The sequence below is a fragment of the Pseudomonas sp. SDT291_1_S447 genome (assembly GCF_054070155.1).
This window is the reverse complement of sequence record NZ_JBSVXS010000138.1, coordinates 1-13,251: the sequence shown is the minus strand read 5'-3', so window position 1 is coordinate 13,251 and position 13,251 is coordinate 1. Positions and strand designations below refer to the sequence as shown.

At 60.8% G+C, this 13,251-nt stretch carries 15 protein-coding genes; 8 read left to right on the top strand and 7 right to left on the bottom strand.

Going from position 1 to position 13,251, the window contains the following annotated elements; genetic code table 11:
- Positions 1 to 49: 49 nt before the first annotated feature.
- From ACW9IR_RS25810 to ACW9IR_RS25785, 6 genes are all read right to left on the bottom strand, one after another.
- Positions 50 to 901 (bottom strand): AraC family ligand binding domain-containing protein, encoded by an 852-nt coding sequence (locus tag ACW9IR_RS25810; protein ID WP_457465456.1) that lies wholly within the window; start codon positions 899 to 901, stop codon positions 50 to 52.
- Positions 898 to 1,893, bottom strand: coding sequence for a hydrolase (locus ACW9IR_RS25805; RefSeq protein WP_457465454.1), 996 nt, complete (start codon positions 1,891 to 1,893; stop codon positions 898 to 900). Before ACW9IR_RS25805 ends, ACW9IR_RS25810 begins: the two co-directional genes overlap by 4 nt.
- 63 nt (positions 1,894 to 1,956) lie before the next feature.
- Positions 1,957 to 2,571, bottom strand: coding sequence for a 16S rRNA (guanine(966)-N(2))-methyltransferase RsmD (rsmD, locus tag ACW9IR_RS25800; RefSeq protein WP_016983230.1), 615 nt, complete (start codon positions 2,569 to 2,571; stop codon positions 1,957 to 1,959).
- Positions 2,571 to 4,058, bottom strand: coding sequence for a M16 family metallopeptidase (locus tag ACW9IR_RS25795; protein WP_457465453.1), 1,488 nt, complete (start codon positions 4,056 to 4,058; stop codon positions 2,571 to 2,573). Before ACW9IR_RS25795 ends, rsmD begins: the two co-directional genes overlap by 1 nt.
- A complete protein-coding gene (locus tag ACW9IR_RS25790) occupies positions 4,051 to 5,406 on the bottom strand; it encodes a M16 family metallopeptidase (protein ID WP_102901339.1) in 1,356 nt (451 codons plus the stop codon). Before ACW9IR_RS25790 ends, ACW9IR_RS25795 begins: the two co-directional genes overlap by 8 nt.
- Positions 5,407 to 5,558: 152 nt before the next feature.
- Positions 5,559 to 5,753 (bottom strand): hypothetical protein, encoded by a 195-nt coding sequence (locus ACW9IR_RS25785; RefSeq protein WP_025112092.1) that lies wholly within the window; start codon positions 5,751 to 5,753, stop codon positions 5,559 to 5,561.
- On the opposite strand from ACW9IR_RS25785, the gene ftsY reads away from it, so the two are divergent.
- From ftsY to rpoH, 4 genes are all read left to right on the top strand, one after another.
- Complete coding sequence (gene ftsY / locus ACW9IR_RS25780) at positions 5,752 to 7,287, top strand: signal recognition particle-docking protein FtsY (protein ID WP_457465450.1); 1,536 nt, start codon at positions 5,752 to 5,754, stop codon at positions 7,285 to 7,287. The genes ACW9IR_RS25785 and ftsY overlap by 2 nt on opposite strands.
- The gene (gene ftsE, locus ACW9IR_RS25775; protein ID WP_008065082.1) at positions 7,284 to 7,955 is read left to right on the top strand and encodes a cell division ATP-binding protein FtsE; all 672 of its coding nucleotides are present in this window, start codon (positions 7,284 to 7,286) and stop codon (positions 7,953 to 7,955) included. The genes ftsY and ftsE overlap by 4 nt, the downstream gene beginning before the upstream one ends.
- Positions 7,952 to 8,977, top strand: coding sequence for a permease-like cell division protein FtsX (gene ftsX / locus ACW9IR_RS25770; protein ID WP_034153670.1), 1,026 nt, complete (start codon positions 7,952 to 7,954; stop codon positions 8,975 to 8,977). Before ftsE ends, ftsX begins: the two co-directional genes overlap by 4 nt.
- A gap of 115 nt (positions 8,978 to 9,092) precedes the next feature.
- Complete coding sequence (rpoH, locus tag ACW9IR_RS25765) at positions 9,093 to 9,947, top strand: RNA polymerase sigma factor RpoH (protein ID WP_003229146.1); 855 nt, start codon at positions 9,093 to 9,095, stop codon at positions 9,945 to 9,947.
- Positions 9,948 to 10,127: 180 nt separating this feature from the next.
- On the opposite strand, the gene mtgA is transcribed toward rpoH, so the two are convergent.
- Positions 10,128 to 10,850 carry a monofunctional biosynthetic peptidoglycan transglycosylase gene (gene mtgA, locus ACW9IR_RS25760; protein ID WP_110718035.1) on the bottom strand — a complete coding sequence of 241 codons (723 nt, stop codon included), beginning with the start codon at positions 10,848 to 10,850 and terminating at the stop codon, positions 10,128 to 10,130.
- A 74-nt stretch (positions 10,851 to 10,924) separates the two neighbouring features.
- Here mtgA and ACW9IR_RS25755 point away from each other — a divergent pair, with 74 nt between their 5' ends.
- The 4 genes from ACW9IR_RS25755 to trmB all read left to right on the top strand — a co-directional run bounded on the left by ACW9IR_RS25755 (position 10,925) and on the right by trmB (position 13,167).
- Positions 10,925 to 11,305 carry a DUF423 domain-containing protein gene (locus tag ACW9IR_RS25755; RefSeq protein WP_016983237.1) on the top strand — a complete coding sequence of 127 codons (381 nt, stop codon included), beginning with the start codon at positions 10,925 to 10,927 and terminating at the stop codon, positions 11,303 to 11,305.
- Positions 11,306 to 11,376: 71 nt separating this feature from the next.
- Positions 11,377 to 11,577, top strand: a complete 201-nt coding sequence (gene thiS / locus ACW9IR_RS25750) for a sulfur carrier protein ThiS (RefSeq protein WP_122604433.1) — start codon at positions 11,377 to 11,379, stop codon at positions 11,575 to 11,577.
- A 60-nt stretch (positions 11,578 to 11,637) separates the two neighbouring features.
- Entirely contained in the window at positions 11,638 to 12,432 is a 795-nt protein-coding gene (locus ACW9IR_RS25745) for a thiazole synthase (protein WP_007913621.1), read from the top strand.
- Positions 12,433 to 12,441: 9 nt separating this feature from the next.
- Positions 12,442 to 13,167 carry a tRNA (guanosine(46)-N7)-methyltransferase TrmB gene (gene trmB / locus ACW9IR_RS25740; RefSeq protein ID WP_110718034.1) on the top strand — a complete coding sequence of 242 codons (726 nt, stop codon included), beginning with the start codon at positions 12,442 to 12,444 and terminating at the stop codon, positions 13,165 to 13,167.
- The last annotated feature ends 84 nt before the right edge of the window (positions 13,168 to 13,251 follow it).

The following is a 13,251-nucleotide window of genomic DNA, read 5'->3' as shown; positions in this document are numbered from 1 at the left end:
AGTCACCTTTACCTTTACTGACACACCGCTATCGCGAGCAGGCTCACTCCTACAAGGGAACGGCGTTGTCTGAAGGAAATTGTCGGGCGCTGCGGTACGCGGCGGGTCCGACGCCATAAGCCTGCTTGAACTGCCGGCTCAAATGGCTCTGGTCGGCAAACCCCAATTGTGTGGCGACCTCCACCGGCAGGCAGCCGTGCTGCAGGAGTGCGCGGGCCTGGGCGATGCGTTGCTGCATCAGCCAGCTGTGCGGCGGCATGCCGGTGGCGCGGCGAAACACTCGGGCGAAATGGAAGGGCGACAGATTGACCGCCGCCGCCAGCTCTTCCAGTGACGGTGGCGCCGCCAATTGTGCGTGCAGCAGTTCTTTGCCCAATAGCACCGCGCGGTGTTCCTTGCCGGCTCGTCCGGGGACCGGCACAGCCGCATGGCGTTGCAACAGCCGCAACATCATCTCGCGCCACAGCGTTTGCTGTTGCAGCGCGGTGGCCGGGCTTTCGAGCAAACGGTGCAACTGCGCAAAGCCGTTGACCAGATCCGCATCGCGGTACAGCGTGGCGCCAAACGCCGGCAGACTCGTGGTGGATAGCTCCAGCTCATCCAGCAGCGAAACGATTTGCGCCGTATCAGGATAAAACGCCCGGTACAGCCAGCCGTCCTCGGTGCCCTTGTGCCCGGTGTGCAGTTCGTCCGGATTGATCAACACCAGTGTGCCGCTGCCGGCCAGATGTTCGGCGCCGCGATAGCGATAACGCTGGGCGCCGGCCATGATCATGCCGATCACGAATCCGTCGTGTACATGCGGGGCGAAACGATGCTCGATGTAGCGTGCCGACAACAACTCGACCCCGGCCAGTGGCGCGGTTTGCCAGAAGCGGATCGACTCGCCCTGATCGCTCATGCGGGCACGCGCGCCAGCCACTGCGGGATGCGTCGTTCCAGGTAATAGCCGGGTTGACGAATCGAGCCATCGACGAAGCCGACATGCCCGCCGCGTGCCTGTAACTCGAAGGCAATCGAGGCCGACAGCTCACTGGCCTGCGGCAAGCTGTGCGGGAACACGAACGGATCGTCGGCCGCCTGAATGATCAGCGTCGGCGTGCGGATCTCACCGAGGAAATAGCGGCTTGAGGCGCGACGATAGTAATCCTCGGCATCATTGAAACCGTGCAACGGCGCGGTCACCCGGCCATCGAAATCCCAGAAGGTGCGCATGTTTTCCAGCGAACCGAGGGCTGCTAGCGCGGCGAGTCCGTCTTCGCGCCCATCGTGTTGAAACTGCCGTTGCTTGTTCTTGATGTAGGCGACCATCTCGCGCATGAAATGCGCCTGATAGACCTTGGAAAATCCCTGGCCGATGCGGTCGGCGCATTGATCAAGGCGAAATGGCACTGACACCGCCACGGCACCTAGCACACCGCTGGCGCTGCCGGTTTCCCCAAGATGTTTGAGCAACACATTGCCGCCCAACGAATAGCCAACGGCATACAACGGTGCCAGCGGTCGCTTGGCGCGCAGGTGTCTGATGGTTTCGGCGAGGTCTTCGCTGGCGCCGGAATGGTAGCTGCGCGGCAGCAGATTCGGCTCGCCCGAACAACCGCGCCAGTTCAGCGCAACACTGGCCCAACCTTGATCGGCCAAGGCCTTTTGGATACCTGCTACATAAGGCGAATTGGAGGAGCCGGTCAGGCCATGCAGTACCAACACCAAGGGCGCATCGGCGGTGTGCGGACCGTGCCAGTCGAGATCGAGGAAGTCGCCATCCTCAAGCCACAGGCGTTCGCGTTCACGCTCGATATGTACGGTTTTGCGCCACAGCGGTCCCCACAAGGTTTGCAGGTGCGGATTGCCGAGGCCGAAGGCGGGGGTGAAGCGTTCTGAAGAGGCGGACACGATGGTTCTCGATGCAGAGCGGCGACCCCATTGGAAGGGACGCCGCTGATTCAGGCCGGTCGGTTAACCGGCGATCTCTGCCGTACGTTGCCACAGCGCGTAGTAAACCCGGCCGGATTTCTGCTCGCGGTGCAGGCGCCAGTTGCCCGGCAGGCCCAGCGTCGATGGCGCTGTTTCGCTTTCAGTGTAGATCCACGAGTCGGGCGCCAGCCACTGACGCTCTTCGAGCAAGGTACAAACGGCCGGCAGCAGGTTCTGATTGAACGGCGGGTCGAGGAACACCAGGTCGAACGCACTGGCGGTCTGGGTTTCCAGATAACGCAGGGCGTCGGCGGTCTGCACCTGACCGTTGGTGCAGCGCAGGGTGCCGAGGTGTTCCTTCAGACTGGAGACAGCGATGTTGCTGGCATCCAGCGCCTGACCCATGGCCGCGCCGCGGGACAGTGCTTCGAGAAACAGCGCGCCGCTGCCGGCGAACGGGTCGAGTACCTTGGCCCCTTCAACGTACGGCGCGAGCCAGTTGAACAGGGTTTCACGCACGCGATCCGGCGTCGGGCGCAGGCCCGGCGCATCGGGGAAACTCAGCTTGCGGCTGCGCCATTGGCCGCCAATGATGCGCAACTGGTTCACACCGTTGTGGACGTTTTGCGCAGGTTTTTTAGGGGAACGAGTTGCCATTAATGCTCCGGAACCCCGAGCGGTTGCTCGGCAGGTTTATCAGATGGGGCCGGTAACGGCTTTTGCGGCACGGTCGGGCCAGCGGTGACGATGACCATTTTGTCCGTGCTCAGGTGTTTGTTCAGGGCGTCGCGGACTTGTTCCACGGTCAGGCTTTGCGACTGACGCATGAAATCGTCCAGATAGCTCAGCGGCAGATTATAGAAGCCCATGGCGCCGAGTTGGCCGACGATATCGGCATTGCTCGCGGTGGACAGCGGGAAGCTGCCGGCCAGTTCGCGTTTGGCGTCATCGAGTTCTTTCTGCGTCGGCCCGGTTTTCAGGTAGTCGGCGAGCACGTCCTGCACCAGTTTCAGCGTGCCTTCGCTCATTTCCGCGCGAGTCTGCAGATTGATCATGAACGGGCCACGCGCTTGCATCGGGCTGAAACCCGAATATACGCCGTAAGTCAGGCCACGTTTTTCACGCACTTCGCTCATCAGGCGTGTGCCGAAACCGCCGCCACCGAGGATCTGGTTGCCCATCGACAGCGCCGCGTAATCCGGGTCATCACGGTCGATGCCCAGTTGCGCGAGCATCAGGTTGGTCTGCTTCGACGGGAATTCGATATGGCCAGTGCTGGCTTTCGGTTCCTGCGGCTGAGCGATCTTCGCCAGCGCCGGGCCTTTCGGCAGTGCGCTGGAAACCTGATTGGCAATCGCTTCGGCTTCCGTGCGAGACAGGTCGCCGACCAATGCGATCACTACGTTGCCGGCCGCGTAGGCCTTGGCGTGGAACTCACGCAATTGCGCGAGAGTGATCTTCGGCACGCTCTGCGGATTGCCGTCGCTCGAATGCGCGTACGGGTGATCGCCATACAGACGCTTCATCAGCTCAAGGCTGGCGAGTTTGCCGGGGTTCTGTTTCTGGTATTCGAATCCGGCAAGCATCTGGTTCTTGATGCGGGCGAACGAGTCGGCCGGGAAGGTCGGTTTGCCGATGACTTCCGCGAACAGCTTCAAAGCAGGCTCACGCTTGTCGGCAGCACTCAGGCTGCGCAACGAGGCCAGCGCCATGTCCTTGAAAGCACCGTTGCCGAAATCCGCACCCAGGCCTTCAAAGCCCTGAGCGATGGCGCCGACGTCTTTGCCGGCGACACCTTCGTTGAGCATCGCGTTGGTCAGCACTGCCAGACCCGAAGCGCTGCCGTCCTGGCTGCTGCCAGCGGCGAAGATCAGGCGCATGTCGAACATCGGCAACTCATGGGCTTCGACGAACAGCACTTTGGCGCCTTCGGCGGTGTTCCAGGTTTGCACGTCGAGCTTACGGCTGGCCGGGGCCTTGCCGTCGAGTTCGGTGAGCGATTGCAGCTTTTGGCTGGTCTTGGCGTTGTCGAGGGCTTCACTCGCTTTGCTGTCAGCACTTGGTGTCAGGTAAAACGCGGCGGAGCCGATCACCGCGACAGCGATCAAACCGAGCAGCAGGCGTGGGGTTTTGCGCTCACTCATGAGTCGTCTCCAGTGGCAGGACGTGGGCGACGCTGAGACGTTCGCGGGTGAAATACAGCTTGGCGGCGTTCTGGATGTCTTGCGGGGTCACGCTTTCCAGATCGGCGAGTTCGGTGTCCATCAGTTTCCACGACAGGCCTACGGTCTCGAGTTGACCGATTGCGGTGGCCTGGCTGGTGATCGAATCACGTTCGAAAACCAGACCGGCGATCACTTGTGCACGCACGCGTTCCAGTTCTTCGGCGGACGGCGCGGTGGTTTTCAACTGCTCCAGCAACTTCCACAGACCGGCCTCGGCTTGCGCCATGGTCTTTTTCTTCTGCGTGTTCGGCGTTGCCGACAGGGTGAACAGGCTGTCGCCACGGGTGTAGGCGTCGTAGCTCGACGAACCGCCGGAAACCAGCTCTTCACCGCGCTCCAATTGCGTCGGAATGCGCCCGCTGTAACCACCGTCGAGCAGCGCCGAGATCAGACGCAAGGCGTTGACCGAGCGTTTGTCTTCAGCGGTGGCGATGCTTGGCACGTTGAAACCGAGCATCAAGCTAGGCAACTGAGTCTGCACGTGCAGGGTGATCTGGCGTTCGCCCGGTTCAGCCAGTTCCAGTGGTTTTTTCGCCGGTGGCACGTCGCGCTTGGCGATCGGGCCGAAATAGCGCTGAGCGAGGGTTTTGACTTCGTCCGGAGTAACGTCACCAACCACCACCAGCGTGGCGTTATTCGGCACGTACCAGGATTGATACCAGTGGCGCAGCTCTTCGACTTTCATGCGGTCGAGGTCGGCCATCCAGCCGATGGTCGGCGTGTGGTAACCGCTGGCCGGGTAGGCCATGGCCTTGTAGCGCTCGTAAGCCTTGGCCATCGGCTTGTCATCGGTGCGCAAGCGGCGCTCTTCCTTGATGACTTCGATTTCCTTGGCGAACTCGTCAGCCGGCAGGCGCAGATTGGCCATGCGGTCGGCTTCCAGTTCAAAGGCTACGCCCAAACGGTCGCGCGCCAACACTTGGTAATAAGCGGTGAAGTCGTCGCTGGTGAAGGCGTTCTCTTCGGCGCCCAGATCGCGCAGGATCAACGACGCTTCGCCGGGGCCGACTTTCTCGCTGCCCTTGAACATCATGTGCTCAAGCGCGTGGGAAAGACCGGTCTGGCCCGGGGTTTCGTAGCTGGAACCGACCTTGTACCAGACCTGCGACACCACCACTGGCGCGCGATGGTCTTCGCGCACGACGACCTTGAGGCCGTTGTCGAGGGTGAATTCGTGGGTCGGTTGCGGGTCGGCCGCCAGGGCCGAAAGGGGCAGGCAGACTGTGCTGAGCAGCAGGCCTGCAGCGCGGCGGGCTAGAGCATTCATTCGTTTTTTAACCTGTTGGGCTGCCCGCTTGGTCTTAGCGTCAGCGGGCGAGAGGGTGCTAGGATACTGATCCGTTTTACTGGCGGCCACGCCTATCAAGCCACTGATCGGTCGATAGGTTGTATGGGTTCCCGGAAGAAGCTTTGAGTTTGTCAGCTAAACTCTGCGTTTTCGCCGACGATGCCGTTCCAGTCCTTCGTATTAATCGACCTTTGAGGTGCCTGTGGCGCCTCGACAAAATGTTGCGCGTGAACAAGCTGGATGAAACACAGTCTGTTCTGCATCGAATATTTATTTGCCGGGGCGCCCTTATGGCGCGTCGCTACCGTGAGATAGCCGTCCTCCATGTTTGGTTCCAACGACGACAAGAAGACCCCAGCTGCGGCTGGCGAGAAGAAAAGCCTGTTCGGATGGCTGCGTAAGAAACCGCAGGAACCCGTCGTCGAACAGCCGCCCGCGATTCCTGAGCCTGCTCCGGCACCTGCTCCGGTTATAGAAGAAGAGCCGGCACCGATCGTTCTGCCGATTGCCGAGCCGGTGTTGCAGCCGGTTGAGCCAGAGTCTGAGCCAGAAGCGCCTGTGGCGGCGGAATTGCCGCTGACCCCGGCGGCTGAGCCATGGCTGACCTTGCCGGTAGCGGAAGAGCCGGTGGCGTTGGTTGAAGAGGCTGCGCCGCACATCACCCCAGAGATTCCTGCGCCTGCTGCGTTCGTTCCAGAGGTTGCTCCGGCGCCAGTGGTTGAGCCGATCATCGAACCTGTGCGGGTGGTTACTGAACCTGCTCCTGAAATGATTGCGCCTGATCCTGTTGCTCCGGTCGTTGTTGCTCCTGTTGCTCCAGTCGTGCAACAGCCCGAGCCGGAAACTGCTCCCGTAGTTGCAGCTCCAGCCGTGCCGGTCGAAGTGGTTGCCGAGGCCCCAGTCGAAGCCCCGCGCACCGAAGAAACCAAAGCCGGTTTCTTCGCCCGTCTCAAGCAAGGCCTGTCGAAAACCAGCGCCAGTATCGGCGAGGGCATGGCCAGCCTGTTCCTTGGCCGCAAAACCATTGATGACGATCTGCTCGATGACCTCGAAACCCGTCTGCTCACCGCCGACGTCGGCGTCGAAGCCACCACGCAGATCATTCAGCGCCTGACCCAGAAGGTCGCCCGCAAAGAGCTGGCCGACGCCGACGCGCTGTACAAATCCCTGCAGGCCGAACTGGCCGCGATGCTCAAACCGGTCGAACAACCGCTGAAAATCGCCTCGCAGAACAAGCCTTTCGTGATTCTGGTGGTTGGCGTCAACGGCGCCGGCAAAACCACCACCATCGGCAAACTGGCGAAGAAGCTGCAACTGGAAGGCAAGAAAGTCATGCTCGCCGCCGGTGACACCTTCCGTGCCGCTGCGGTGGAGCAATTGCAGGTCTGGGGCGAGCGCAACAAGATTCCAGTCATCGCCCAGCACACCGGCGCCGACTCGGCTTCGGTGATTTTCGACGCCGTGCAGGCCGCCAAGGCGCGTGGCATCGATGTGTTGATCGCCGACACCGCCGGTCGTCTGCACACCAAAGACAACCTGATGGAAGAACTGAAAAAGGTTCGCCGGGTGATCGGCAAGCTCGACGCCGACGCGCCGCACGAAGTGCTGCTGGTGCTCGACGCCGGTACCGGCCAGAACGCCATCAACCAGGCCAAGCAATTCAACCAGACCGTCGAACTGACCGGCCTGGCGCTGACCAAGCTCGACGGTACCGCCAAGGGCGGGGTGATCTTCGCCCTGGCCAAGCAGTTCGGCCTGCCGATCCGCTACATCGGCGTCGGTGAAGGCATCGACGACTTGCGTACCTTTGAAGCCGAACCCTTTGTCCAGGCACTGTTTGCCGAGCGGGAGCGTTCATGATTCGTTTCGAACAGGTCGGTAAACGCTACCCGAACGGTCACGTCGGCTTGCATGAGCTGAGCTTTCGAGTCCGTCGTGGCGAGTTCTTGTTTGTCACCGGCCACTCCGGTGCCGGTAAATCCACGTTGTTGCGCCTGTTGCTGGCGATGGAACGTCCGACCAGCGGCAAACTGCTGCTGGCCGGGCAAGACCTGAGCACTATCAGCAACGCGCAAATTCCGTTCCTGCGCCGGCAGATCGGCGTGGTGTTCCAGAATCACCAGTTGCTGTTCGATCGCACGGTGTTCAACAACGTCGCCTTGCCGCTGCAGATTCTCGGGCTGTCCAAGGCCGAAATCGCCAAGCGTGTCGATTCGGCGCTGGAGCGCGTGGCACTTTCGGATAAAACCGATCTGTATCCGGGCGACCTGTCCACCGGTCAGCAACAGCGCGTCGGCATCGCCCGCGCCATCGTTCACCGTCCGGCCTTGCTGCTGGCGGACGAACCGACCGGTAACCTCGATCCGCGCCTGGCGGCCGAGATCATGGGCGTGTTCGAAGACATCAACCGTCTGGGCACCAGCGTGCTGATCGCCAGTCACGACCTGGCACTGATCGCGCGCATGCGTCATCGCATGCTGACCCTGCAACGTGGCCGATTGATCGGTGACGGGGAGGCCGGAGAATGAGTGCCACACGCAGTCCGAAGGTTTCCGAACGCGTGGCCCCGAAAGCCGCCGATCCGCAGCCGCCGAAGAAGAAAAAGCACGACGATGACGATGGCCCGGATTTCGCCACGTTGTTCCGTGCCTGGGTCGAAAGCCATCGCGCCAGCCTGCTCGACAGCCTGCGTCGTCTGGGCAAACAGCCGATCGGCAGCTTCTTCACCTGCATGGTGATGGCGGTCGCGCTGAGCCTGCCGATGGGGCTTTCGCTGTTGCTCAACAACGTCGAGCGTCTTGGCGGTTCGTGGCAGCGGGCGGCGCAGATCTCGTTGTATCTGCAACTCGACGCCAGCCCGGAACAGGGCGAGTCGTTGCGTGAACAGATCAAAGGCATGCCCGGCGTAGCTGATGCTGAATATGTCGGCCGCGATCAGGCGCTGGAAGAGTTTCAGCAGCAGTCCGGATTGGGCGAAGCCCTGCGCGAGCTGCCGGAGAACCCGTTGCCGGGCGTGGTGCTGGTCACCCCGAACGAAGTCGACAAGCCAACGCTGGAAGCATTAAGACAAAAACTTTCCGAGCTGCCCAAGGTACAACAGGCGCAACTTGATCTAGTCTGGGTCGAGCGTCTGGCGGCCATCCTCAAGCTGGGCGATCGTTTTGTCTTCGGTCTGACGGTGCTTTTGGTTTCTGCATTACTTTTGGTGATAGGCAATACCATTCGTCTTCATATTGAAAACCGCCGCACAGAGATAGAAGTGATTAAACTCGTCGGCGGCACTGACAGCTATGTGCGTCGTCCCTTCCTTTATATGGGCGCGTTGTATGGCTTCGGTGCGGGACTGTTGTCCTGGGGTGTATTGGCGTTCGGCCTGAACTGGCTGAACGATGCGGTGGTTGGACTGGCCGGCTTGTACGGCAGTGATTTCGCGCTGGCCGGAGTGCCAGTTGCCGACGGTCTGTCGCTCTTGCTTGGCGCGGTGCTGTTGGGTTATATCGGTGCATGGATTGCAGTCGCACGCCATCTCAGGGAGCTGGCGCCGAAGTAGAATCTTTTTTGCGCGTGATTGACCTCGCGGTTTTTTTGGGAACTTGCACTTGAATTCCCGGTCAATTTTTCGCAGTGCCGAGAGGCACGAGTATGTAAGTGGGAGGTTTTTTCGTATGACCAATTCTTTGCAACCTGCGTATGCGTTGGTTCCGGGTGCGAACCTGGAAGCTTACGTGCACACCGTCAACAGCATTCCATTGCTGACGCCGGAGCAGGAGCGTGAACTGGCCGAGAGTCTCTACTATGAGCAGGATTTGGGGGCGGCTCGGCAGATGGTGCTCGCCCACCTGCGTTTTGTCGTACATATCGCCCGTAGCTATTCCGGCTACGGTCTGGCTCAGGCTGACCTGATCCAGGAAGGTAACGTTGGCCTGATGAAGGCCGTAAAACGCTTCAACCCGGAAATGGGTGTGCGTCTGGTGTCGTTCGCCGTGCACTGGATCAAGGCGGAAATCCACGAGTTCATCCTGCGCAACTGGCGCATTGTGAAAGTCGCGACCACCAAGGCCCAGCGCAAGCTGTTCTTCAACCTGCGCAGCCAGAAGAAACGTCTGGCGTGGCTGAACAACGAGGAAGTCCACCGTGTGGCGGAAAGCCTCGGCGTTGAACCGCGTGAAGTGCGCGAGATGGAAAGTCGCCTGACCGGCCATGACATGGCCTTCGACCCGGCCGCGGAAGCGGACGACGACAGTGCTTTCCAGTCGCCGGCCAACTATCTGGAAGACCACCGGTACGACCCGGCGCGTCAACTGGAAGATGCCGACTGGAGCGATAACTCCAACCACAACCTGCACGAAGCGCTGGAAGTGCTGGACGAACGCAGCCGTGACATCCTCTACCAGCGCTGGCTGGCAGAAGAGAAAGCCACGCTGCACGACCTGGCGCAGAAGTACAACGTGTCGGCCGAGCGGATCCGTCAGCTCGAGAAGAGCGCGATGAACAAGCTCAAGTTGTCGATCGCCGCATAACCGGCGAGCAGGCAATAAAAAACGCCCCGATCAGCGATGATCGGGGCGTTTTCATTCAGGCTTCACACAAAACCCATGTGGGAGCGAGCTTGCTCGCGAAGGCGGAGTGTCAGTCACCGCCACTGCTGAATGATCCACCGCATTCGCGAGCAAGCTCGCTCCCACAGGGGATCTTCAGCGTTATTCAGACCAAGGCGCCCGCCGCGAATCATTGAGCCCCAGCAAATAGCTATTCCCACCCAACTGACTCATCTGCTGGCGAATCCACCCGGCCCGGCGCGACACATAAGCGGTCGGATGGCTCGCACTCCATACCCGCGGATTGGGCAGAACAGCCGCCAGATAACTCGCCTGCTGCCGCGACAACGACTTCGCGCTCACGCCAAAGTGATGGCGGGCCGCAGCTTCGGCGCCAAACACCCCGTCATCCCACTCGACGCTGTTCAGATACACCTCAAGAATCCGCTGCTTGGGCCAGAGCACTTCGATCAGCGCGGTAAACCACGCCTCCAGACCTTTACGCAGATAGCTGCGACCGGCCCACAAGAACAGGTTTTTCGACACTTGCTGGCTCAAAGTGCTGGCGCCGCGAATCGAGCCGCCGAGTTCGTTGTGCGCCAGTGCGGCCTGGATCGCGCTGAAATCAAAACCCCAATGCTCGGGAAATTTCTGATCCTCGCCGGCCATGACCGCCACTTTGAGATCATCGGAGATCTCGTCCCATGGCTTCCACGTACGCTGCAGGTCAATCGGCTCGCCGTCGATCCACGATTCAATCTTGCGCTCGACCATCAGCGCCGTACCCGGCGGCGGCACGAAGCGAAACACCAGCACCAGCAAGACGCTGCCACCGGCGAACCAGAGCAGGGCCTTCGTGAGACGACGGAAAATAGTACGCAGCATAGAGATGGCTTGGCCGAACCGGTGGAGCGGGCCATTATACAGACCCTGCCGATCGCGTCTGACTGGAGTTCCCAATGCTGCGTGGCTTTTTGATGCTGGCCGCTTTTTTCGGTTTCACCGGGGTCGCCTTGGGTGCCTTCGCCGCCCATGGCCTGAAAAACCGCCTGACACCCGAGTATCTGGCGATTTTCCATACCGGCGTCACCTATCAATTGGTGCACACCCTGGCACTGTTCGGTGTGGCGCTGTTGGCCACGCAGATTCAGGGCCGACTGGTCGCTTGGGCCGGCGTGTCCTTCACCGTCGGCATCCTGCTGTTCTCCGGCAGCCTGTACGTGCTGACCACCACCGGCATCAGCAAGCTAGGCATCATCACCCCGTTCGGTGGTCTGGCGTTTCTGGCCGGTTGGGTCTGCCTGGGCCTCGCCGCCTGGCGCTTGCAACCAACCGCTTGACGCTTGGTGCTGACCTTTAGGTCATGATCGGGCTAGAATGCCAGCCCCTAAAAATGATGGCGGCGTTACGCATGCGCATTCAGTTGAACGGTGAATCCCTTGAACTGCCCGACGGCGAGACCGTTGCGGCCCTGATCACCCGTCTGGAATTGACTGGACGCCGGGTGGCAGTCGAACTCAATCTGGATATCGTTCCGCGCAGCCAGCATGCCGACACCACGCTCAACGACGGCGACAACGTTGAAGTGGTGCACGCCATCGGCGGCGGCTGATCGCCCGGCCCGCGAGGGCACAGAATTCTGCAAGACCCTCACTCCTAAAGAGGATTCCCCATGAGCATCGTTCGTAGCGACAAGCCTTTTGTGCTGGCCGGTCGTACTTACCAGTCGCGTTTGCTGGTCGGTACCGGCAAGTACCGTGACATGGAAGAAACCCGTCAGGCCATCGAAGCCTCGGGTGCCGAGATCGTCACCTTCGCCGTGCGCCGCACCAACCTGGGTCAGATCGAAGGCGAGCCGAACCTGCTCGACGTGCTGTCGCCGGAGCGCTACACCTTCCTGCCGAACACCGCCGGTTGCTACGACGCCATCGAAGCTGTGCGCACCTGCCGCCTGGCCCGTGAGCTGCTCGATGGCCACAACCTGGTGAAGCTGGAAGTACTGGCTGACCAGAAAACCCTGTTTCCCAATGTGATCGAAACCCTCAAGGCCGCGGAAACGCTGGTCAAGGAAGGTTTCGACGTGATGGTCTACACCAGCGATGACCCGATCATCGCCCGTCAACTGGCAGAAATCGGCTGCATCGCAGTGATGCCGCTGGCCGGTCTGATCGGTTCCGGTCTGGGGATCTGCAACCCGTACAACCTGCAGATCATCCTCGAAGAAGCGAAAATTCCTGTGTTGGTCGATGCCGGTGTCGGTACTGCCTCCGACGCGACCATCGCCATGGAACTGGGTTGCGATGCGGTGCTGATGAACTCGGCCATCGCCCACGCTCAACAGCCAGTCATGATGGCTGAAGCCATGAAACACGCCATCGTTGCAGGCCGTCTGGCCTACCTCGCTGGCCGTATGCCGAAAAAACTCTATGCCAGCGCCTCTTCGCCGCTGGATGGTCTGATCAAGTAAGAGCCATTGATGACTGAATCGAACGACACGCCTATCCAGACGGAAGAAGGCGACGAGCGCCAACACCGCCGCATCAAGAGTTTCGTGATGCGCGCCGGGCGCATGACCGAAGGCCAGCAACGCGGTCTGGATCAGGGCGCGCCGCTGTACGTGCTGCCGCTGGCCGATGCCCCAGTGGATTACGATCAGGTTTTCGGCCGTTCGGCACCGCGCTCGCTGGAGATCGGTTTCGGCATGGGCCACTCGTTGCTGGAAATGGCTGCGGCGGCACCGGATCAGGATTTCATCGGTGTCGAAGTTCACCGTCCGGGTGTTGGCGCGCTGCTCAATGGCGTGCTGACTCAGGGCCTGACCAACCTGCGGGTCTACGATTGCGACGCGATCGAAGTGCTCAACCGCTGCATCGCCGACAACAGCCTCGATCGCCTGATGCTGTTTTTCCCGGATCCGTGGCACAAGAGCCGCCACCACAAGCGTCGTATCGTTCAGGCCTCGTTCGCCGAACTGGTGCGCAGCAAGTTGAAGGTTGGCGGCATTCTGCACATGGCCACCGACTGGGAGCCGTACGCCGAATACATGCTGGAAGTGATGAACGTCGCCCCGGGCTATCGCAACCTCGCCGAAGACGGCAAGTGCGTGCCGCGCCCTGCCGAACGCCCGATCACCAAGTTCGAACGCCGCGGCGAACGTCTTGGCCATGGCGTGTGGGACCTGAAGTTCGAAAAACTCGCTTAAGCATCACGCAATACCCAATGTAGGAGTGAGCCTGCTCGCGATAGCGGACTGTCAGTTACCAAAGAGGTTGAATGTCGGACCACA